General features: G+C 42.8%; 14 protein-coding genes. 7 read left to right on the forward strand and 7 right to left on the reverse strand.

From position 1 onward, the window contains the following. Positions 1-462: 462 nt before the first annotated feature. Positions 463-1,863: an MATE family efflux transporter gene (locus tag FXV77_RS18790; protein ID WP_317132166.1), complete on the reverse strand. Its 1,401-nt coding sequence runs from the start codon at positions 1,861-1,863 to the stop codon at positions 463-465. A gap of 282 nt (positions 1,864-2,145) precedes the next feature. Between FXV77_RS18790 and FXV77_RS22570 the strand changes: the two genes are divergently transcribed. Together FXV77_RS22570 and FXV77_RS18800 are read left to right on the forward strand one after the other, a co-directional pair. After that, entirely contained in the window at positions 2,146-2,625 is a 480-nt protein-coding gene (locus tag FXV77_RS22570; RefSeq protein ID WP_148920782.1) for a Sec-independent protein translocase subunit TatA/TatB, read from the forward strand. A 75-nt stretch (positions 2,626-2,700) separates the two neighbouring features. Then, complete coding sequence (locus FXV77_RS18800; RefSeq protein ID WP_148920783.1) at positions 2,701-4,935, forward strand: Tex family protein; 2,235 nt, start codon at positions 2,701-2,703, stop codon at positions 4,933-4,935. Between the two features lie 62 nt (positions 4,936-4,997). On the opposite strand, the gene FXV77_RS18805 is transcribed toward FXV77_RS18800, so the two are convergent. Then, positions 4,998-6,362, reverse strand: a complete 1,365-nt coding sequence (locus FXV77_RS18805) for a RagB/SusD family nutrient uptake outer membrane protein (protein WP_148920784.1) — start codon at positions 6,360-6,362, stop codon at positions 4,998-5,000. A 20-nt stretch (positions 6,363-6,382) separates the two neighbouring features. Further along, entirely contained in the window at positions 6,383-9,838 is a 3,456-nt protein-coding gene (locus FXV77_RS18810; protein WP_148920785.1) for a SusC/RagA family TonB-linked outer membrane protein, read from the reverse strand. A gap of 213 nt (positions 9,839-10,051) precedes the next feature. Between FXV77_RS18810 and FXV77_RS18815 the strand changes: the two genes are divergently transcribed. Continuing rightward, a complete protein-coding gene (locus tag FXV77_RS18815) occupies positions 10,052-10,339 on the forward strand; it encodes a hypothetical protein (RefSeq protein ID WP_148920786.1) in 288 nt (95 codons plus the stop codon). Between the two features lie 3 nt (positions 10,340-10,342). On the opposite strand, the gene FXV77_RS18820 is transcribed toward FXV77_RS18815, so the two are convergent. Continuing rightward, positions 10,343-14,668 carry a translocation/assembly module TamB domain-containing protein gene (locus FXV77_RS18820; protein WP_148920787.1) on the reverse strand — a complete coding sequence of 1,442 codons (4,326 nt, stop codon included), beginning with the start codon at positions 14,666-14,668 and terminating at the stop codon, positions 10,343-10,345. Positions 14,669-14,745: 77 nt separating this feature from the next. Between FXV77_RS18820 and tsaD the strand changes: the two genes are divergently transcribed. From tsaD to porM, 4 genes are all read left to right on the forward strand, one after another. Beyond that, positions 14,746-15,747, forward strand: coding sequence for a tRNA (adenosine(37)-N6)-threonylcarbamoyltransferase complex transferase subunit TsaD (tsaD, locus tag FXV77_RS18825; RefSeq protein ID WP_148920788.1), 1,002 nt, complete (start codon positions 14,746-14,748; stop codon positions 15,745-15,747). A 79-nt stretch (positions 15,748-15,826) separates the two neighbouring features. Continuing rightward, on the forward strand, positions 15,827-16,699 hold the full coding sequence (locus FXV77_RS18830) for an energy transducer TonB (protein WP_148920789.1): 873 nt from the start codon (positions 15,827-15,829) through the stop codon (positions 16,697-16,699). A gap of 166 nt (positions 16,700-16,865) precedes the next feature. Then, a complete protein-coding gene (gene porL / locus FXV77_RS18835; RefSeq protein ID WP_148920790.1) occupies positions 16,866-17,681 on the forward strand; it encodes a type IX secretion system motor protein PorL/GldL in 816 nt (271 codons plus the stop codon). 31 nt (positions 17,682-17,712) lie between these two features. Further along, a complete protein-coding gene (gene porM / locus FXV77_RS18840) occupies positions 17,713-19,251 on the forward strand; it encodes a type IX secretion system motor protein PorM/GldM (RefSeq protein WP_148920791.1) in 1,539 nt (512 codons plus the stop codon). Between the two features lie 78 nt (positions 19,252-19,329). Here porM and porN read toward each other — a convergent pair whose 3' ends face one another. The 3 genes from porN to FXV77_RS18855 are packed head-to-tail and all read right to left on the reverse strand — an operon-like array spanning position 19,330 to position 22,471. Then, positions 19,330-20,409, reverse strand: coding sequence for a type IX secretion system ring subunit PorN/GldN (gene porN / locus FXV77_RS18845; RefSeq protein WP_187444182.1), 1,080 nt, complete (start codon positions 20,407-20,409; stop codon positions 19,330-19,332). A 36-nt stretch (positions 20,410-20,445) separates the two neighbouring features. Continuing rightward, positions 20,446-21,744 carry a T9SS ring complex lipoprotein PorK/GldK gene (porK, locus tag FXV77_RS18850; protein WP_148920793.1) on the reverse strand — a complete coding sequence of 433 codons (1,299 nt, stop codon included), beginning with the start codon at positions 21,742-21,744 and terminating at the stop codon, positions 20,446-20,448. 34 nt (positions 21,745-21,778) lie between these two features. Further along, positions 21,779-22,471: a hypothetical protein gene (locus FXV77_RS18855; protein WP_148920794.1), complete on the reverse strand. Its 693-nt coding sequence runs from the start codon at positions 22,469-22,471 to the stop codon at positions 21,779-21,781. Positions 22,472-22,588 lie beyond the last annotated feature (117 nt).

Consider the following 22,588-nt stretch of genomic DNA (forward strand, 5'->3'; position numbering starts at 1 on the left):
TTTCTGTAGGAATTGTTTCGAAAGGCAGGATATAGTTGATAGGCGGACGGCTTGTGAGCGTGGCGAATAAAGATAATCTGTGGGTGAATAAAGATCGTTTGTTAGTGCTTTAGGACTTCATTTTCAGAATAAGAACGATTTGTTGGTGAATAAAGTTTATTTGTTGGTGCATTTGAACTTTATTTCTGGGATAAGAACGATTTGTTGGTGCATTTGAACTTTATTTCTGGGATAAGAACAATTTGTTGGTGAATAAAGTTTATTTGTTGGTGCATTTAAACTTTATTTGTGGAATAAGAACAATTTGTTAGGCAAAAAGACTTTTCTTATTTCGAAAAAATGAGGTGTAAAACAATGTTTAAATAGGTTTAAAGGTCGTTTTATCAGTTAAAATGACGTTTCTGAGTAGGGTGTTTTTGTGACAAAAAAAATGACAAAAATTTCTTTCATCTTTTTGGGTTACTACCCAAACCTATCCATCCGTTGTCGAATAATGCTCCGGTAGCGCATATAAAGCAGTATCGAAGAGGTCAACAACCCGAGGGAAAGCCCGTACCATACACCTTGCACGCCAATGTTGAAATAGATACCTAAGAGATATGCAGCAGGAATACCAACGATCCAGTAAGCAATAAAAGTAATCAGGGTAGGGACATTGACATCGCCCATTCCACGCAGCACACCTAATCCAACGACTTGTGTGCCATCAAACAGCTGGAACAGTCCGGCGATAATCAAAAGTTGTGCGGAGATACTGATAACAGCTTGGTCGTCACTAATTATTCGGGGTAAATATTGGTTGAAGACGGCAAAAATCATCGCACAGATCAACATGAATATAATAACAAGGTGATAAGAAACAGTAGCAAACTTCTTTACCCGTATCATGTTTCTTTTCCCATAACTATGTCCCGTTTTGATGGTTGCAGCCGAGGCGATCCCACTGGCCATCATATAGGTCATGGAAGCTAAGGTAATGGCCACTTGATGACTAGCCTGTTCCACGGCACCGATTTTTCCCGCGATAAGGGATGCCGCAGCAAAGGAACCGACTTCAAATACATATTGCAGGGCCATCGGGGCACCGATTTTAAAAATGCTCTTTATCCGGGAGAATTCCGCATGGAAAAATGAAAATGTTTTTGTGTATAAGCTGAACCGTTTGGAGCGTAAGACATAAAACGACATGGCCAACATCATTAAAATTCGATCAATTAAAGTTGCATACCCAACACCGACAATACCCATCGGCTTGATACCGAACATACCTTTTACAAAAATAATCGCTAAAATGATGTTAAGCACATTGCCCCAGATGGTGATATTCATGGCTTGTCGGGTAAAGCCGAGCCCCTCGGCAAACTGTTTAAATGTATTGAATGCCATTAGTGGTATAACGGAGAACATCAACACCAATAAATAGGGCTTTGCCGTTTTTACAACTTGGGGATCCTGATCAAGATGCTCCATGGCATACATTGACCCAAAACCAATGAGGCCAAATAGCACCATAGCCGTGGCAATATTTAACCAAAGACTGCTAGAGAGTAATTTCCCACATACTTCCTTGTCACCCTTGCCGTTGGCTTGCGCGATAAGGGGCGTCAGACCATAGGAAACACCAAGACCGATCACCATGACGACAATAAATACGGAGTGTACAAGGGAAACCGCTGCCAGCGGTATCGTTCCTGCAAATTTACCCACCACGACCGTGTCCGCTGTTTGGACCAACGTATGCCCTAATTGGGAAATAATAACAGGGCCAGCAAGCGCAAAAGCGCTCCAATAAAAATGCCTGTTTTGTTTATAGTAATGATGTAACATCGTGTTTCGCGTGTGCGCCAATATTCGAGTCTGCAAATATAGTTAAGTTTTGCATTATCCCTCCTTGTCTCCAAACGTCCATCCGGGGATTTGAGGTTTGTAGAAACTCACCCTTTGCACTACCCGCTCCTCTCAAATACCCGAAGGACGAGGTTTATGAACTTGTGTTTACTTCGGTGTTCATGAGCTCCCAGTGGTCGGTTTTGATCCTTTTCTACGGAAAAAAAGGATATAAATGTTACATTAAAATTTGGAGGAAACACAAATTTACACTTACCTTAGTTGATTGTTAAGAAAGATTAAAAGGAGAAGGATAAAATGACTTTAGGATTCTTAAATATTGGTACACAGGAGATGGTGCTTATTGTCATCGTCATTTTACTGTTGTTTGGAGGGAAGAAATTGCCGGAATTAGCGAGAGGATTAGGTCGCGGAATTCGCGAATTTAAAGATGCATCGGATGGTATAAAACGAGAAATTTCAGATCAGATAAATAATTTTGAAAAAGATTTGGATGTTACTGTAGAGGATACGCCTACTACCAAAACTAAATCTCAAACGATCTCTGAAGAGATTAATCAGCAAGAGAAGGAAGGCGAAGAAGGCATGGTGGGGGTAGAAGAGGAGGAGACAAAAAAAGAGTTTCCGAAGTTCACGACACCCGAGAACGCCATACAACATCATCCTGGCGAGCAACCGTCTTCAGAAGATGAACATTACACCTACGGGTATGATGATCACTTTGCAACGCAAACCAATACAACGGCTTCCGATGAGGAGCAACCTAAAAATGTTTAATTTTATTATCGTATAATATCCATTATAAAAGCTGTTGGTAACTCCTGCAGCTTTCTTTTTTATTTCACTTAAAATATGGCATACGAAATTATTATTTCGCAAGAACTGGGGGTAAATAGCCGCCAGGTATCCACGACTATCAGTTTATTGGACGACGGTGCAACCGTTCCGTTCATTGCCCGTTATCGTAAGGAGATGACGGGGAGTTTGGATGAAGTGCAAATTACGACCATCCGTGACCGTGTACAGCAACTACGTGATTTAGATAAACGTAAAGAAGCGGTCTTGAAATCTATTACGGAACAAGGGAAATTAACACCCGAGTTGGAACAGCAGGTTCAGGGAGCGGAGACGATGGCCATTCTGGAAGATATTTATCTTCCGTTTAAACCAAAACGTAAAACGCGTGCATCGATAGCCAGAGAAAAAGGCTTGCAGCCTTTGGCAGATAGACTGCTATTACAGCAGAAAGACAATATATCGTTGTTAGCAGCTGATTTTATCAATTCGGAAAAAGGCGTATCATCAGAAGAAGAGGCTTTAGCAGGGGCACGCGATATTATAGCTGAACAAATTGCAGAAGATATCGACGTCCGGACAAGATCCCGGAAAATATTTGTAGATAAAGGTCTGTTTGTTTCGCGCGTTGTTCCCGGAAGAGAGGAGGATGCATTGAAATACAAAGACTATTTTGATTGGTCTGAACCACTCAAAGACGCCCCTTCTCATCGTGTATTGGCGATGCGTCGTGGCGAGAAAGAGGAACTGCTCTATCTTGATATTGCTGTAGAAGAGGAGACGGTACTTTCGGCCATCGAAAAAATCTATATAAAAGCCACTAATGACGCGGCTACGCAAGTAAGAATAGCTTTGCAGGATAGTTATAAAAGATTGTTGAAGCCATCGATGGAAACCGAGATAAGGGTGTTAACCCGTCAAAAAGCAGATGAAGAAGCCATTCGTGTGTTTGCGGACAATGTGCGTCAACTATTGCTGGCGGCACCACTCGGACAAAAGCGGCTGCTGGCACTCGACCCGGGATTCCGTACGGGCTGTAAAACGGTTGTATTGGATGCCCAGGGGACACTATTGGAGAATACGACGATCTTTCCGCACAACGGCGCGGGAGGTTTGGCAGATGCCGCAAAAACTGTCGAATTACTGGTGAAACGCTACGATGTGGAAGCGATAGCGGTTGGTAATGGTACTGCCGGGCGTGAAACGGAAGAATTTGTCCGTAAGTTGGGATTAAAAGATGTTACCGTTGTGATGGTAAACGAATCCGGTGCGTCAATTTATTCCGCTTCTGAAGCGGCTCGGGAAGAATTTCCGGACTACGATGTGACGGTTCGTGGAGCGATATCTATTGGCCGACGATTAATGGATCCTTTAGCTGAATTGGTAAAAATTGATCCCAAATCCATTGGGGTAGGACAGTATCAACACGATGTAGACCAAAACAAACTGCAAACTTCGTTAGACGATACGGTTATTTCCTGTGTGAATGCGGTAGGCGTGGAACTTAATACAGCATCTAAACAGATTTTGGCGTATGTCTCGGGACTTGGGCCATCCCTCGCGCAACAGATAGTGAACTATCGTGTGGCGAATGGACCGTTCAAATCACGTAAAGAATTGAAAAAGGTTCCACGTTTGGGGGATAAAGCCTTTGAACAAGCGGCTGGCTTTCTTCGTATCCGTCATGGCGAACATCCGCTAGATGCCTCCGCTGTACACCCCGAACGTTATACGCTCGTGGAGCAAATGGCAAAAGATCTTCATACCGATGTACAGGATTTACTAACAAACGAAGCATTGCGCAAACAGGTAGATTTAAAACGCTATGTTTCGGATGAAGTTGGGCTTCCGACCTTAAACGATATTATCGGGGAGTTGTCCAAACCAGGACGTGACCCGCGGGAGCAATTCGAAGAGTTTAAGTTTACGGATGGCGTGAACAGCGTTAGCGATTTGCGTATTGGGATGAAACTGCCAGGTATTGTCACCAATATCACTAATTTTGGGGCATTTGTTGATATCGGTGTTCACCAAGATGGTTTGGTACATCTGAGCCAGCTTGCCAATCGCTTTGTTTCTGATCCGAATGAGGTTGTTAAGGTGCAACAGCGTGTTATGGTGACCGTAACGGAAATCGACGAGGGACGAAATCGCATTGGTCTGTCGATGAAAAGTGAAGACAAACCGGCACCTCGAAAATTTCATGATAATCAACGAAAAGCGAAGACTAAGGCTCCCGAAACCGACATGGCGAGTAAATTAGCGGCTTTAGCAAGTAAGTTTAAAGCATAATACAGAAGAGAGAGGCTGTCTCGACGAAGTAAACATTCGATTTATGAGTCAGCCTCTTATTGTTAATATCCCGGATTTTGTTCTAGAATATCCGGACGGAGATTTATTTGTGCGGTTGGGATCGGATAAACGAATCCATTTTCATTCGCTAAAGTTCCGTATTTTTCCAAGGCTAATCCTGTTCGACAGAAATCAAACCAAGTTTCCCCCTCAAAAAGAAGTTCCCTTTCTTTTTCTTCTTGTATAAACTTTACAAAGCTGTCCACCGTGGTAAATTCACTCTTTTCTTTTGGTACTCCTGCTCGTGTCAACACCTTTTGGAGTGAACTGAATGCCACATCACTTACACTATTACTAGCTCTTGCCTCTGCTTCTGCATGAATGAGTAAGATTTCTGCCAGACGGATGATAGGCAGATTCTGACTCGGTGGAGTTGCGTTAGGGAATTTTCCCATATAATAACGATCATTTGATCCGTGAAATATGGAGAAATCTTGCCTTTTATCACCCTCCTCGAATAGCTCTCGAATAGAAGCGTTTACATAAAACAACATGCTGGCGTTATCATTACTTACTGATGCTAGGGTATTGGTAGTTTGATCGTCAAATTGCAACTCAAAAATAGATTCAGCTGTATTTTCGGAAGACCAGATACTACCGAAATTGTCTACTAACTGAAAATTTTCGGAGTTTATGATTTCTGCGGCGGTATTTGCCGCTAAGACGTATTCGTTTGTAATCGATGCTTGATAGAGATAAACTTTCGCCAATAAGGCTTGTGCTGCCGCCTTTGTAGCTCTTCCCTTAGTCGCTTCGGTATTTTCATGCACCTCGGGAAGTTCTGTTATGCTTTCCGTGAGGTCTTTTACCAATTGCTGGTATATGGCGGAAGGTTCAGACTGCGGAATAGCTACATCTTCGTCTTCCGTAGTAGCTGTCAGCTTTAAGGGCACGCGACCAAAAGCACGTACCAGAAAGAAATAGTTTAATGCACGTACAAATTTCGCCTCACCAATAAACTGTGCTCTCTTCTCTTCAGAGATCGTGTTTTCGGGCATTTCAGCGACATGGGCAATAATGTTATTGGCTGTGTTGATGGTAGAATAAATGCCCTGCCATGCATTAGCCACCCAAGGGTTGGTCGCTGCAAGGTTGTGTGTCTTGAAATTTTCGTATTCCGGAAATATCGAGGCATGAGAAACATGCCCAGCAGAAAACTCAGGAACAATGACCATTGTCTGCCCGTAGGTAAACGAGCTCGTCATGGTACGGTACATACCTATTGCGGCGGAATTCGCATTGGTTTCCGAATTGAAATAGCTATCGTTGGTAACTTGCGCAAGTGGTTCCCTGTCGAGGAAGCTGTCGCAAGACGTAAATCCCGCGAGTAGTAAGATAGCGAAAGATAATTTATATATCGTGTTCATAAGAATGTGCATTTAACAGATTAGAAAGATAAATTGACTCCTGCGGTAAATATACGTGGCTGCGGATAACTTCCGTAGTCGTATCCATAGATAAGGCCGGTGTTGGCGCCACCATGGCTGGAACTTACTTCGGGATCAAAACCACGATATTTCGTAAATACATAGGCGTTTTGAACCGTTATGTATGCTCTCAGTTTGCTAACTTTCATCCTTTCTGTGATAGATTGTGGTAGCGAATAGCCCAATGTAATGTTCCGCAGGCGGAAGAATGAACCATCTTCTAAAAATCTGTCAGATACCGCACCATTGTTGAAGTCGCCAGGCGTAGGACGTGGCATATCAGTAACGTCGCCCGGCTGTCGCCAACGGTCTACCCAATCCACGAATGCGTTTGAGCTCGCGTTATAACCTTCTAGTCCATTCGCTAGATTATAGTTGAAGATATCATTCCCATAAGAGAATTGGCCCATGATGCTAAAATCAAAATTTCCGTACTGAAAGGTATTGGTTATACCACCAAAGAAATCTGGATTTGGATCACCGATAATCTGCCGGTCTTGGTCATCTTCGGCTCTAACGGGTTCTCCATTTCTTCCTTCATAATCGATCATTCCCGTTTCGGGATTTACACCAATCATTCTCCAACCGTAAAAAGAACCGAGCGGAAGACCTTCCCGTGCAATATTTATGGAGGATACGCCGCCTAGGATTTCATTTACACCAGCTGGTAAGGCGAGCACCTTATTACGGTTGAACGTCATGTTTAACGAAGTCGTCCATTTAAAATCACCAACAAAATTGCGGGTGGTCAACTCAAATTCGAAACCTTTATTTTCAATGTCACCAGAGTTGGTAAATCGGTTGGTATAACCCGCGTTGGTCAAAATAGGTACCCCGATAAGAAGATCGGAAGTTTTCTTATGGTAATAATCTGCTAAAATGGAAATTCTATTATCGAATAGACCCACATCCACGCCTATATCAGACTGCCTAGTTGTTTCCCATTTGAGGTTTCGATCGCCCAAAACGGAGGGAATAAAACCGGGCATACCTAAATAGTTGTTTCCTCCTGCATAAAGGGAGTAGCTGGCATAGTTTCCGATGTTTTGATTACCGGTAATACCCCAACTGGCACGAAGTTTCAGATCACTGATGACAGGAAGGGTTTGGATGAAATCTTCTTCTGTAAGACGCCATGCCGCGGCAAAAGAAGGGAATGTTGCCCAACGGTTATCTCGGCCGAAACGGGAAGATCCATCGGTACGTAAATTAGCCGTTAGGATATATTTCCTTTTATAATTATAATTTATCCGCGCAAAAGCAGATGCGATAGCCCACTCTTCTGGGTACGCGTCTGCCCGCATGATAACACCGCCTGCATTGATATGTTCGATATCGTTGGACGGAAAGTTAGAACGTTGGGCGTGAACAAATTCCAGTCGGGATTCCTGGATGGAGAATCCGCCAAGTGCATTGAGTTGGTGGTCGCCAAATAACTTGTCGTATGTCAAGGTTGTTTCGTTGATCCAAAGCTGGTCGCGTGTATTGCGACGCGCACCGATCCCGCCTTGGCTGGCAAAGGAGCGGATCCCATTCGGCGGCATAAAAAACGTCTCGTCGATAAAACTGATATCCGTCCCGAAACTTGTTTTCAATGTTAATGATGGGATAAATTGATATTCGGCACTCACATTTCCCAATACACGCCAAGTTTGTGCGTTGTTGGTGGGGAGCATCAACATGGCTACTGGGTTTTCGCGTGACGCGGTAACCTGATCATATACATAACCGCCCTGTGCATCGTACACAGGTATATTGGGCGGCGAGAATATTCCATTTTTTGTTGGTCCTTCCTTGGAATTTTCCTCCTGTACTCTGTCGTTTTCTGCTCGTGTCACATTGATAGCAGTGGCGAATCTTAGTTTTTCGTTGTGTTGATGATTGAGGTTTATGCGTCCACTGATTCTGTTAAAATCGGAATTAAGCAATATACCGCCTTGTCGCATATAACCCAAAGACGTATAGTATTGTGTTTTTTCACTCCCCCCGCTAGCAGCAAGTTCGTAGCTTCTGGTACCTGCTTTTCGGAATACGGCGTCCTGCCAGTCGGTATTCATGTTGGGGTTCGCTAATATTTGATCCGGTATCGTTGACGTGGGATCGTCCTGTTGTCTAAAGTAATAATAATCCCGCATGTAGTCCTGGTATTGTGCGGTATTCATCATCTCATACTTACGCTCGGAGGGCATTTCGGAATATCCTTCATACATGTTGAAATGGAATTGGCTCGTGCCTGGATCTCCTTTTTTAGTGGTGATGAGAACGACCCCATTGGCAGCCCTCGCACCATAAATAGAAGAAGACGCAGCATCCTTTAGTATTTCGATAGACTGGACATCGGAAGGGTTGAGCGACGAAAGGACGTTGATACCCTGGGTACCGCCACCGAAATTAAAATCCGAACCACCTGTAAAGTTCGTCGTACTGTTTACCGGTATCCCATCCACAACGTATAGCGGATCGGAGCTAGCGTTTATCGAGGTCGTACCCCGTACGCGAATGCTAAGACCACCACCCGGCGAACCGGATTTCTGTGTCACCTGTACCCCGCCGGCTTTTCCCTGGATAGCTTGGGGAATACTGGGAAGTACTTCGTTTTCGATTTCATCTGCCCCTATACTGGATACCGAACTGGCTAAGGTGGCGCGTTCCATGGTTCCATAACCAACGGCCACTACCTGTACGGATTCAATCGTTTTCGATTCTTCGCTCAATAACACATCTATTTTTTCTCTATTGTTGAGTGGTTCCTCGTATTCTCTATATCCAACAGCACTAAATACCAATATATCTACCGCATTTGCCTGGATACTGAACTGACCTTGTTCATCCGTAGCCGCTGAAGTTGGCTGTCCTTTTACCGACACTGTAACACCTGTTATCGGTCCATTTTTGTCGCTAACCGTACCTTGAACAACGTTTTGCGGATTCTCTGTAGAATCGGACGATGCGGTAGATGTAGTCGGTGGAGAAAGAGGTGCTAGGGGAACACTGGTTGTATCGGTGGTGTTGGTTATCGAATCGTTCGCTACAGCTGAGTCTACTTCGGCAATTTTTAGTACGATATGTATCTCGCTCCGGTTATTCACGAGCTCTTCATGTCGGGCGAAATCTGTTTTATTAAAAATCAGTGCGGCATCTGGTTTCACCTCTAAAGTAAATAGACCTTGGTCGTCGGATACGGTATTTACGGATTCTCCTTTTATCGAAACGATAGTACCTGCTATAGCATTGCTACGTTCATCTTTGACAGAACCTTGTATGGTAATCAGAGAGTCTTGTGTGTCGACAGATGCTGTCCAAAATAAGCTGGCGTTGTCGAAATTTGTTTTGGAAGAAAGATGCGTATCGTTTGAGGAGAACGCCCAGTAGGGGCTAAGTAATAATAGGGGAATGGCACAAATGGTGTGTTTCATGGAAGATAGCTGTTTACGTTATACGTTAAAATCATTTCGTTTATTTCTGTTTATGTAGTGTAACAAACAACTAGTTTTAATAGTTTTTTATTTATAATATTTTTGTTACAAAGCATAACAGTAACGTATTCTTAGGAAGAAATAGTATTTATTTTAAAAAAAAGATGTAATTTGTTAAAAATCTGTGACAGGATATTTGTAAGAAATACAACTATGAACTACGATGAATTCATATTTTCGATTGAAAAGGATAGTATTGTTCCTGATAAATTGAATGTCCATCTACAGGCGCTTTGGTATGATGCAACAGGCGATTGGCAAACTGCCCATGGCTTGATTGATCATTTGGAGGACCGTACCTCAGCACATGTGCACGCTTATCTGCATCGCGTAGAAGGAGACTTGTGGAACGCACGTTATTGGTATAATCGTGCTAAACAGCCCGAATATAAAGGCGACTTAAAGGACGAGTGGGTGCAGTTAGTGAAAATGTTGTTATAGTATTTATTCTTCTTCCCGCTTTTTGCGTTCATTCCACAGCCATAATTTTCTCCAAAATTCCGACAAAGAATTGAATTCCTGTCGATAAACGACGCCTACAGCGCTGATATAATCGCTATAGGGTGTAAACAAGAAATTTCGGGTGTTGAGTCTATTATATGCTCTTAATACGAGGTTTCCATCTTGGCGTAGACGGAACGTTAACTCTGCATCGGTTGCTATCTGATCCGAGAAGAGCATGAGGTCGTTGAGCTGATTCTGGCTACGGTCAGTAACGCCCCCTGTAAATACCAAGCGGTCGTCGAAAAACCGCAAAGAAGCGGAAGCATCGTTGAATGAGCGTATATTGAGATCCAGAAAGTTCATGTTAAGAGATTGTGAGATGATACTGTTTAGTTGGTTGAACGCAATTTCCGTCCCCGCCGATAGAAGCGTATTGTTGACTTCTCTACCGAATTCCTGTGTCGATGCCGGCGTAAAGCTTCGTCGGACGATGAGACTAATAGCTTGTTGATTAACGTTGTTGATATCGCTCAAATAACCTTGAAGCTCATCTTTAATATAGGGCGTTTGCGGAAAATTAAGGTCGAAAGATACATCTGGCTGGGATAAAGTGCCTTTTAATATCATATCGGCTTGTGCCAGGATACGATCATTATTTTCAGCTCGACCAGCAGCATTGTATAACGGAGCAATCGACGTTCGTTGCTGATAGGTTGCACTCAGATTGATGATCGCTTCTGTTGGATTGCCCGCCCATCGGATAGTTCCACCTTCTTTGAGGTCAAAGAACTTGTTGAAGAAATCTTGTGCGGTAAAATGGAATTTTCCAGAAATAACATGGTAGTCACCGAACATCTCAAAATCACCCAAATTCGATATCCGCAATGAAATATCGCCCGTACCCAGACCTGTCAGAGAACCAATATTGTTCTCCAGGTTGATCTCGGCATCCGGTGTCAATGTAATATCCATATTCATGGTTAAACCTTGAAAAAGCCGTTTGGAGACAGGTGTTTCCTGCGCAGTGGAATCTGGATTGACGAAATAGATGAAGTCATTATCACTTACTTTCAACGACGTATTAAAAGGAAGTGTTATGACGGTATTGGGATTAGGACGTATATCAATATCCATCACGATGGCACTGGTCGGGCCATTAAAACGAAAAGCGCCGGAGGCGTAGGCCGTACCAAAAAAAAGTTCGTTATCCTTTCGCGCTGTATTTAGAATTTGGAAGTTATCCGCTGTTACATCAATAGCCAAGGTGGGATCACTAATCGTATTGAGGTTAATTTCCCCATTTGCTCTCGCCGTGGTATTTCGAATATCGTTTAGGAGCAGATTATTCAGAAAGATCGTGTTTTGTTGGATTATGGAATGTTGATTAGCGATATGGTATTTCGTTTGTAGGTAGTTAACCAAAAAAGAAGCCTCCTTGATATGGGCTGTTCCATTTATTTTTGGCTGTCGGAGGGTACCATTGATGGTCACGTCACCGCTCATGGTGCCATATAAATCGGAGACTAGCGTACGGAGGAAAGGTTGTACCACACCAAGGTCTATATTGTTGACCGATCCTTTTAGATGTAGTGCTTCATCTTCGGAATTAACATCATAGGAGCCGCTGAGTATAATACCATCACCATCTACATCTACTAACTTGGAGCTGAGCTGTACTAGTCCGGTTTGCGGGTCAAAATCGGCATTCACCTGTAGGTTGCCAATAGGCAGGTTGTTGTAAATGATTGGCGTGGTTGAAATATTGGCGGAAAGGGTTGGCGAACCAAAGACCGAATAGACTTGCATTTCTCCACTAAGATGTCCGATCAAGTCAATGCCTAACGGTCGTGTAATGCCCGATAACGAAGCCAGGCTAAAGTCTTTAAACGCAACATCAAGCTTATCGTCTTCATCGGAAAGGATCCCCTTTAGGCTTACCTCTTGGCGATCTCTGGAAACACGAAAGTTGTTTAGGTAAAACTTGCCTTTGGAAACACGGAGGTCCGCATCCTGATTCATCTCCCATGACTCATTATTCAAAACAATTTCCGATTGGTCAAATCGAATATTGGCGGGCTGATTATGGGCAAAGTGTATATTTCCGTTTAATTTAAGATAGTTCGGACGATCTGTTTCGGATAGGGAAATATGGAAGGTCAGACTGTCGTTTGCCAATACATTGTTGATGGCGATATGGTCCACGTAGGCAGAGTCAGAAAAACTAAAGCGGTCAGCCGTTAGATCTAAAGAAAAAGCTTCGTTATCGGCATTTTCTGTAAGGGCGAGGTTCCTAATTTTCATGCCTTTGTACGATACCACGGGACTAAAAGCCTCAAAATTTGCTGTATAGTGATCGGACGAGAATTTGGCCGTCAGATGTGCCCCGTCGTCTAATGCCAAATTGGGATCAAATAGTGCCGATATGGGAGCAAAGGATTTGACGTTGACATGTAAATCAAAGTTTTGTGGATTGTAAGGTTGGGTCTCGATATTGATTGCAGGCGCATACCGCATGGCCAGAGACCGAAAATAGGCGCCTATGCTGGATAACTCTATCTGGCCGGACATCACGCCGTCGACGACATCAGATTTAAGGGTCAACTGTTTGGATTGCTCATCTCCTTCCGATTTAAAATCTAAATAGTTCATGACAAAATCACCTCTTGTTGTGCTGAACTGTAGATGATCGGAGGCAATATGGCCATTTAGGGAGTTCAATGAGTTTCCGTGCAGTTTTGCCTGGATATTGGATTGACTCACGACAATACTGTCTTTGAGATAGAGATGCAATCTTTTTAGGTCGAGGTGTTCTATTGTAGAATTAAATTCGTACATCGGAATGGAGTCTTGCCAGTTAACCTCGCCATTAAAGGCTAAAGCAGCATGTTGGTCATCAATTTCGCCATTGGCAAATAAAATCTCATCCAGCATCTCTCCTTCGAACTCCACGTGTTGATAAGGGTAGTTTTTGAAAAGCAGGTTGGATAGATGACCGTTGGTGGTTAAACGCAATGATTTTGTATCTGATCCCTTGCCATCAAATTGAAAATCAAAACCCGTTGTGCCGATTTCTTTAGAGCGTATGAATTTTCCCAAGTCAAAAGAAGCTGCTTTTGCTTTACCGGTATATTGCAACGTGGGTTTTATCGTGATGGTGCTTTGGGTGGAAAGTGCACCTAGTGCCGTTGTAGCGGTTCCATCTACATCAAATAGATGATAATATCCGTTAAGCGTACCGCGATACCCCACTGTTTCCAAAAGATGGAGCTGATCCGGAAGGGAAAATGATGATTGATTGGATAATGCCGGTACCAGCTCTTCGACATCCTTTGCGGAAGTTTGTAAGTTCGCCAATACGAAACGAAATCTCGTTTGCTCTATATCCGGTAGGCCGTCGATTGTAAAATCGCCTTGCAGACGGGTTTGCATTCCAGTCTTTAGATGAACAGCCTGTGCGTTTAGATGTTCGACCGTTCCGGATACAGATGCTTGAACCACCTCGGTCGTGAATCGGACGTTCACCATATCTGGTGCAAAAAATTCAATATCGCGCGAATCCACAAAAGCATTGTTAAGTGTGCCCTCAATTCCTACTTTTTTGATGAAATCCGAGAAGTCAGCGAAACCATCGTAATAGAAAGCGAGGTAATCACCTACTTTGGAGCGATTGGTGTGCAGCACGAGATCGGTAAATTCCATCTTCTTGTTGGATACATAAGATTTCGCACTAAACTCTTGCAGGTATAGTCCGCTTTTTTCTTTGAATGTGAGATGATCTACATCTGCTCGTATAGTGGTATCATGATAGCGGATGGTTTTAAAGTCGCCCGAAATATCGGTTAAATCCAAGTCACTAAAATCTACACCTCGGTTATGGTGATTAAAACGGTGATCCGTCAGTTTGAAATGATTGTTGTGCAGGGTAACACGTTGCAAATCTAATTGCATTTTTGTGGTCTGCGGTGTTTGTTCTTCTTTCTTTGGTGAAAAATAATCAATTAAGAAACTAACATTGGTACTGTCTTTATATATTTCGTAGTTAATAAAAGCGCTATCTAATGTGAGATGTTGAATCCCGATCTGCTTGTTCCATAATTTTACAAGGGAAATACGGGCCGTAGCACTTTTTGCTGATAGCAGCGTATTCCCGTTTCGATCATGGATGAAAAAATTATGCAATTCCAACGAGCGAAAGGGTTTAAAATATACCTTTTCTAACGAGATGTCGGTCTGCAGTTCTTCACTCAGATAGTTGGCGACCTTCTTCGTAACGTAGGTTTGTACGGCGGGATAGCGCAACAGGAAAACAGCCAATGCCGTTAGCAAGACAATGCTAAGCAGGGTAATCAGCGTTATTTTAAGTATTTTTTTGATATTTTTGTATTCTATTTAAACATTGTGCAATGGCTGTTATCCTCGGTATCGAGTCTTCCTGTGATGAAACTTCTGCCTCTATATGTATAGACGGTGAAATTAAATCAAATATTATTGCTGGTCAAGCAATTCATGCAAAATATGGAGGTGTTGTACCCGAATTAGCATCGCGGGCACATCAACTACATATCATCCCGACTGTGGATGAAGCCATTCAACAGGCAAAAATACATAAAAATGATATTGATGCAGTGGCTTTTACGCGAGGCCCGGGACTTTTAGGATCACTTTTGGTCGGAACGTCCTTTGCTAAATCGTTCGCATTGGCTCGTCAAATCCCGCTGATTGAAGTCAACCACATGCAAGCACATATCCTGGCGCATTTTATAGAGGAACCGAAACCCAGCTTTCCTTTTCTTTGTCTTACCGTATCGGGCGGACATACACAGATCGTGTTGGTAAAAGACTATTTTGAGATGGAGTTACTTGGACAAACACTCGATGACGCCGCCGGAGAAGCTTTTGACAAAACAGCCAAAATACTGAACTTGCCCTATCCGGGAGGGCCTTTAATCGATAAATATGCGCAGGAAGGAAATCCGGAGGCGTACAAACTTCCCGAGCCTCAGATTCCGGAACTGAATTTTAGTTTTTCCGGTCTTAAAACAGCAATTTTATATATGGTGCAGGCCGAAGAAAAGAAGAATCCTAATTTTTTAGCAGAAAATATCGCTGATGTGTGTGCTTCAGTGCAACAGCGTATCGTTTCTATTTTATTGAATAAGTTAAAGAAAGCGGCGAAACAAACTGGCGTGCGGAATATAGCGATTGCAGGAGGCGTTTCTGCTAATTCAGGTCTACGACAGGGCTTGTTGGAAATGGGTGAGCAATACCAATGGAACGTATTCATTCCCAAATTTGAATACTGTACCGACAACGCCGCTATGATTGCTATTGCGGGGTACCATAAATATCTACGGAAAGAATTTGTCGGTCAAGATATTGCACCTTTAGCGAGGATGCACGTATAACCGTACACAAAATAAATTATGGAATTTTTACTCCGTTGTCATCATGAAAGAAAAGATGTAAACCTTAACACTTTTCGTTATGTGGAACAACAAATTAGATATTTATGAGAAAGAATGGCTGGATGTTGTTTTTTCTTCCCGCAACCAAACCTATGGTGCGTATGATTTACGGCGTCAGTCTGCCTCGGCCACGAATAAAGCTTTGCTTACCGTCGTGTTTGCTGTGGCTTTGCTAGTAGGTGGAAAATATGCCTACGACCGTATGCCGGGTACAACCTCAGTGCCAATGATTGAAAACCATACGCCCGTCACAATTGAACAATTGGCTATTCCCGAACCGCCAAAAGAAGAGGAAGTGATCCTTCCCGCAGAACAACCCGTCCAAAAGATCGCACAGGATCCGCCTGCACAGGATCTGATTCGTTTTGTAGAGCCCGTGGTAACCGATCGCAATAGAGCAGTCGAGGATGTTGCCTCGCAAGATGATCTAAAAGATAAGATGACCGCCAGGGTTACGCTTAAAAAGGTGGATGGCGGTTCCTTTGTTGCCAAGGGAGAATTTGGGCCTACGAAGGAACTGGGAAATATCACCGGAACAGCCACAGGTGATCCCGACGGGGGCACATTAAATAATGGGGAACCGTTTGTGTCGGTACAGGTGATGCCAGAACCAATGGGCGGTATGGCTGCATTTGTTAATTGGGTAGGAAAAAACTATGCCTATCCGGACAGGGCTTTGGAACAAGGGATTAAGGGAGCTGTGATTGTCTCCTTTGTCGTAGAAACCGACGGTGCTTTAACAGATATTACGGTATTGCGGGATATTGGATTCGGCACAGGTGATGAGGCTATCCGCGTGTTAAAAAAGGCTGCAAAATGGAAACCCGGCGTTCAAAATGGACGCCATGTTCGGGTAAAATATACATTACCGATTAAATTGAGTACGTTTTAGCGATAAAGATCAAAATACCGTTTTGTCTGTCATTCTGAACGCAGTGAAGAATCTTAAATCTCGTCGCTCGCAATTTGTGGTATTTTTATTGCTAGTACTTTGGGATCGTTTCAATATACGAGCTATGAAATATTTATCAATCAAGTCGGGTTTTAATTAATAAAATATGAACGTAAAGAAAAAAGACAATTCAAGATGGTTACACGTTGCTATCTCATGGGGAGCTAGTATCGTTATTGTTGGTGTTCTGTTTAAAATACTTTATATAGGAGGCTCGTTTGCCAACTATATGATCGGTATTGGTTTAGCGGTGGAAGCTTTCCTGTTTTTTTTGATGGGATTCAATCCGCCTCCAAAAGAACCCGCGTGGGAGAGGGTATATCCTGAATTGGACGAGAATTATGCCGGGGAATTACCACAACGTTCTTTTGCGGAAAGAAACCAGGCTGCGGGACCATCGGCTACAGCGAAGCTGGACCAGATGTTTGCCGATGCAAAAATAGAACCTGTTATGATTGAAAGTCTGGGAAGAGGCTTACGTGATTTTAGTGATAAGGTCTCTGCTATCAATCAGATATCGGATGTGTCGTTCGCCGCAAATGAATTTACGGAGAAATTGAAGCATGCGAGCTCGAAATTTGATAACCTAAGCTTGGCTTTCGAAAAAGCATCTGCAAATCTTGTTGCGATGTCCAATACGAACATGGATACTGCCGGTTACCACCAACAAGTACAAAGTCTCACCAACAATTTGAAATCATTGAACGAGATGTACGAACGGGAGTTACGTGATTCAGCATCCCACCTACAATCCATGAATCAATTCTATGAAAGTTTAAGTTATACGATGAAAAACTTCAATGAATCTTTAGACGACTCTAAGGTATTCAAAGAAGAAGTGAACAAGTTGGCTAAGAACCTGGCTGCTTTGAATACCGTGTATGGCGGTATGTTAACGGCGATGAATCAGCCACGTGTGTAGGAAAATCATTTTATAACAAAAAAAGAAAAGAATGGCTTACGGAAGAGAGACTCCAAGGCAGCGCATGATCAATATTTTATATTTGGTTTTGTTGGCCTTACTCGCATTGAATGTACCAAACTCCATATTAGATGCTTTTAAGAATATTAATGATAGTCTTGAAGCTTCTAAAACGAATGTCGACAATTCTGTCGAACAGTTGTTTGCCGCATTTGAGAGTACAAAACTGAAAGAAGAACCAGAACGGGCGAAGCCTATTTATGAACAAGCTAAACAAGCTCGTGCTGTTGTAGATGAACTTGATCAATATATTAATGCATTGAAACAGGAGTTTGAGAAACAGGGCGGCGGATACGATGAAGACACAGGTGATTTGGTACGACGTGAAAATGCAGATATTGCACCTCATCTTATGATAAATGGTAAAAGAGGGACGGAATTAAAGGAAAAAATAAATAGCACCCGAGAAAAACTATTGTCACTATTGAGTGAAGCTGACCGAAAATCCGTTTCGTTTTCACTGGAAGCACAAGATCCGGAAAGATCCACAAACGGCAAAAGGAAATGGGAAGAAGTCAACTTTGGAAGTGGAACGCCTTTGACGGCTGCGATGACCACGCTGACCAAAATTCAAGTGGATGCGCAAAATGCAGAATCAGATGTGGTGAAGCTTATTTTAGGTAAAATGGACCAAGCGGTTGTAAATTTAGACAAGTTTGCAGCAGTAGCAGTAGCGCCTACTTCGTACTTGATTCAAGGACAACCTTACACAGCGGAGGTTTTTTTAACGGCGTCCGACTCAAAATCACAACCAGCTATTACGGTCAACGGAACACCGTTAAATGTCGTGGATGGAAAAGGAGTATACACAGCTCCGACCAACCAAGAGGGCGTTTTTAAATGGTCCGGGGTGATTAATGTTAAACAGACGGATGGTACTGTTAAGGAATATCGTACACCAGAACAGATCTATCAGGTTGCCAGACCATCTGCGGTTGTATCACCAGATAAAATGAATGTGCTTTATATCGGTGTCAGCAACCCTCTGTCCGTTTCTGCTCCAGGTACACCGACGGATAAGATACGGGTGAGCCTAAATGGTGGCGGTGGAAAACTTTCCGGTTCCGGTGGTAAATATAATGCTACCGTGAGCTCGCCAGGTACGGCAACAGTTTCTGTTTCGGCTGAGGTGGCACCGGGTAAAGTGCAAACGTTGAGTACAACGGAATTTAGAGTAAAGAGAATTCCAGATCCGATTGCTAAGTTCGGCGGAAAAACGGGAGGTAATATGGCAACGGTCGCGATCAAAGCCCAAAATGCGGTATTTGCGACATTGGATAACTTTGACTTTGATGCCAAATTTAAAGTCACCAAATTCAGTCTGATTATCGCAAAACCAAGGGCAGATGCTATCGTACTTTCGACCAATGGAGGAACGTTAAGCTCCAGTATGAAAACGGCGTTGAACGGAATCGTTCCAGGTACTAGAGTGATATTCGATAATATTATCGCGGTAGGTCCGGATGGATCGCCAAGACAATTGAACGCTGTTGCCTTAACAGCGAACTAGTAGAAAAGTTGCAAGTAACAAAAAATGCCACTCGGAAACGAGTGGCATTTTTTGTTTTATTGTATATAATATCAACGGCTATTCCAATGTTTCTGTTTCTTCTTCAGCAGTTGTTGTCGTTGTATTTGATGGATTGCTAGTCGATGGTGTATTGTTTTGTCGTTGCACCGGTGGTTGGTAATTTTCAAGTTCTTCTTGATTTACACCTTTTGGAGTCGACCAAAGTTTTTCTTTATATGTTTCCAGCTTGTCCTCGATTTGTTGCGCTTCTTGCAGTTGCTGTAAAGCGTTCTCCGCGTATTGTGCTTCTTGGCGCATCGCGCTAGGGGAGGATTCCCGGATAATGGTGCTGGCAAATTTTCGTTGAACGAATAGATCATCCATACTCATGTCATAAAGACCTCTATCGGGGTCGGAAACATCAACCTTAACAAGCGTATAACGCAATTGAGGGAAATATAGCCAGAACGCCGGTGTTGAACCTACTGCTTCTGCAAGCTCTGCAGACGAAGAAATATCCATCAAAGGTGCTACACCTATAATGCGTGTCTCTAAGCGACCGCGCTGTTTGTCAAAGAAAATATCTTCTTTGATTCTAAATTTTGTAACGCGTTCGGGATTAAACTCATTTAAGGTCATTTGTGCATCGATCTGATTTCCTTCCTCATCAAAAATCGGTACTAAAACACTATCAGCGAACTGTGCAACACCTTGACTCGCCGTCATCTTTGTTTTGAATGAATCGTCTTCCGGACTGTAAGGCGTTAGTTTTCCTTCGTTTATTCCCTTCATGATGGCTTCAATTAAGGATGCACCTGGAATAGCATAAATATAATTTTCCTCGTTGGATAAATCGATATCTCTCCATACCCGTTTGTAAAAGCGGATATTTTTAATATTGACCTTAGGATAGGCAAATGGAACGGCATCTTCCAAGTTATTCGCTTGATAGAAGCCGTCCGTTGTTGGGATGGTATCCATCAATATATCCTGATTGCTCGTGTCGTATAAAGGAGTCTGTTGCTGATTGCCCAAAAAAACGTCCTGTGTGAGGGTATCTAATGTGGTCGTATCCCGTTGCGGCGGAATATCGACTTCCTGTTGTGCTATAGCATGGTTGACCCCGCATGTTAAAGCGATTATGACTAGTGCTTTCATCTCTGCTAAATTTCTTATAATTCTACACTTCATCTTCTAATATCTCCTTGTTTTACTTTGATCTGTTGGCATTTCAAAAGCGGACATTACGCAGCGGAAACCAATATAGGAGTGCGGTTCATACTCCACTACATAATTACGTGTTTCACTATTTAACTGTTCCCCATTATCTTTCCATGAGCCACCTCGCACGACCTTTCTTTTGAGGGCGTCACTGTCACTTTCATTCGCATCATATAGCAGGACTGGATTCAAGTCATTGACGAAAGCAATAGCAGAAGGGCTATATGCATCGAGCGTCCACTCAGCTACGTTTCCTGCCATATTGTAAATGCCGAAAGCATTCGGTGTATATGATTTTGCCGGTACGGTAAAGGTCGCTCCATCTTGCGAATAGGTGCCTTCTCCCTGCTTGTAATTAACGGCCAATTTCTTTTTACCCTCTCTGCCATCAATCGTCAGACGAGTTCCTGATACGGTATCACGAGGATCTAGTTTGCCTTCTGCGGCATATTGCCATTGCGCTTCTGTCGGTAAACTAAAGGTGAGGTGGTAGCCACTCAAATAGGAGTTTTTCATAATATTTGCCATTAACTCTTTTCCTCGCCAATCCGTAAAGGCACGTGCCTGTTTCCAGGAGACACCTACGACAGGATAGTAATCAAACGATTCATGCGTGAAGTAATTTGCGTCCATAGAGGATAGTTGTGCATTTGGAAAATCTTTTGACCAGATATCCTCTATAGGCATTACCGGAACGGTATCCGTAACATATGCTGTTTCCTGGCGCCCATTTGATTTCAAATACGAGAACCGATATTTAACAATTTCTTCATTTAACGCCCTGCGAGCTCCTTTCATAACCACCATGGGGGCCAAGCGTTCTTGAATGGAAGGATCATTACTACGCCATAAGGGAGAAACGCGCTTTACACGTTTCCAATTGATTCGGCGTTGACCGTCTTCACCGACAATATCCAAAAAGTACTGGTCATCGTTTAGGTAATCTGTTACGGCGACCGAATCAGCTACCCAGTTTACAAATTGACGGTACTGTTTGTTGGTTACTTCTGTTTCATCAATGAAGAATGCACTCAGACTGATGTTTTTTCCCACATTCCCACTGTCCAAAGAGCTTTTGTAGAGAATGGTTCCTGATGGAACGTATACCATGCCCGGAGGAGCGGGAAGTTTACCGCCTTTAAAAGCGGATACTTTTGGAGCGCTATAAAAATTGTTTGATTTACAAGCCGCGACGACTATTAATGATGTCAATAACGCGATAACAATAGTTCGAGGTTGGGATAATCTGTGTCTCAAATTCTTCTTATTCATTATATTATAATTTATAAGCTATGGATGCTCGATGTTAATTACGGTTAAACAATGCTAATTTTACGCCCAAAGAAAGATAGGAATACTGATCCATCTTACTATTAATAACACCATCAACATTGTCTTTGGGAAGAAAGGATTGCTGATAATTGATATTGATTGCCCAACGCGGACCGTAGAGTGTACGTCCGATAGGTATATCCAACCCAATGTTTAAAGGGATAGCCAATTGATGGGAATTTAAATCTTCAGAAATTTCTCCGCCTGCATTTTCAATAGATGTCCCGTAGCTAGGGTCTATACGGTGGTTTATATTATTTTTCATTATCCCCACGCCGGCTCCGATATATATGTTAGCCAGTATTTTGCTAAATGTGCTCGCTCCCAGGGTATAATAGCTGTAGTTCGGCGGAAGAGATAGAAACTGACCAAGTCTGATTTTCGCGTTGGCATTGATAGCGTGATAGCGGTTCTCGAAATCACTGTTCCATCCGTATGCGCTCAACATCCCTTTTTCTCCTTTAACTCCGACGGAGATAAAAGGAGTTACTAATCCTTCTGCTTCGATGTATCCCGCAAATCGCGTGTCGGTATTCCCTAAATCGGCCCAAACCATGGTACCACCTGCACCTGCACCGACACTTATAGGACGGGAAAATTGAGCAAAAACAGATTGTGTTGAGAAAAAAACGAATAAAACAAAAGCGGAAAATATACCTTTTTTCATGTTTGTGTATTGAATTATTAAATGTCCTGTAGTTTGTTCACCACATAAAAATCGATACAATGAAAGCAATTATCTTGCCTTAATTATCATATTGTATATTTTTTGTTCTTTTTCCTA

The sequence above is a fragment of the Sphingobacterium phlebotomi genome, assembly GCF_008180195.1.
In the GTDB taxonomy this organism is placed as follows: Bacteria; Bacteroidota; Bacteroidia; order Sphingobacteriales; family Sphingobacteriaceae; genus Sphingobacterium; species Sphingobacterium phlebotomi.

What these genes read in the sequence shown, in the direction of transcription:
- FXV77_RS22570 (WP_148920782.1), top strand. Translation starts at nt 2,146, where the DNA reads ATGACTTTAGGATTCTTAAATATTGGTACACAGGAGATGGTGCTTATT.
- FXV77_RS18800 (WP_148920783.1), top strand. Translation starts at nt 2,701, where the DNA reads ATGGCATACGAAATTATTATTTCGCAAGAACTGGGGGTAAATAGCCGC.
- FXV77_RS18805 (WP_148920784.1), bottom strand. Translation starts at nt 6,362, where the DNA reads ATGAACACGATATATAAATTATCTTTCGCTATCTTACTACTCGCGGGA.
- FXV77_RS18810 (WP_148920785.1), bottom strand. Translation starts at nt 9,838, where the DNA reads ATGAAACACACCATTTGTGCCATTCCCCTATTATTACTTAGCCCCTAC.
- FXV77_RS18815 (WP_148920786.1), top strand. Translation starts at nt 10,052, where the DNA reads ATGAACTACGATGAATTCATATTTTCGATTGAAAAGGATAGTATTGTT.
- tsaD (WP_148920788.1), top strand. Translation starts at nt 14,746, where the DNA reads ATGGCTGTTATCCTCGGTATCGAGTCTTCCTGTGATGAAACTTCTGCC.
- FXV77_RS18830 (WP_148920789.1), top strand. Translation starts at nt 15,827, where the DNA reads ATGTGGAACAACAAATTAGATATTTATGAGAAAGAATGGCTGGATGTT.
- porL (WP_148920790.1), top strand. Translation starts at nt 16,866, where the DNA reads ATGAACGTAAAGAAAAAAGACAATTCAAGATGGTTACACGTTGCTATC.
- porM (WP_148920791.1), top strand. Translation starts at nt 17,713, where the DNA reads ATGGCTTACGGAAGAGAGACTCCAAGGCAGCGCATGATCAATATTTTA.
- porN (WP_187444182.1), bottom strand. Translation starts at nt 20,409, where the DNA reads ATGAAAGCACTAGTCATAATCGCTTTAACATGCGGGGTCAACCATGCT.
- porK (WP_148920793.1), bottom strand. Translation starts at nt 21,744, where the DNA reads ATGAATAAGAAGAATTTGAGACACAGATTATCCCAACCTCGAACTATT.
- FXV77_RS18855 (WP_148920794.1), bottom strand. Translation starts at nt 22,471, where the DNA reads ATGAAAAAAGGTATATTTTCCGCTTTTGTTTTATTCGTTTTTTTCTCA.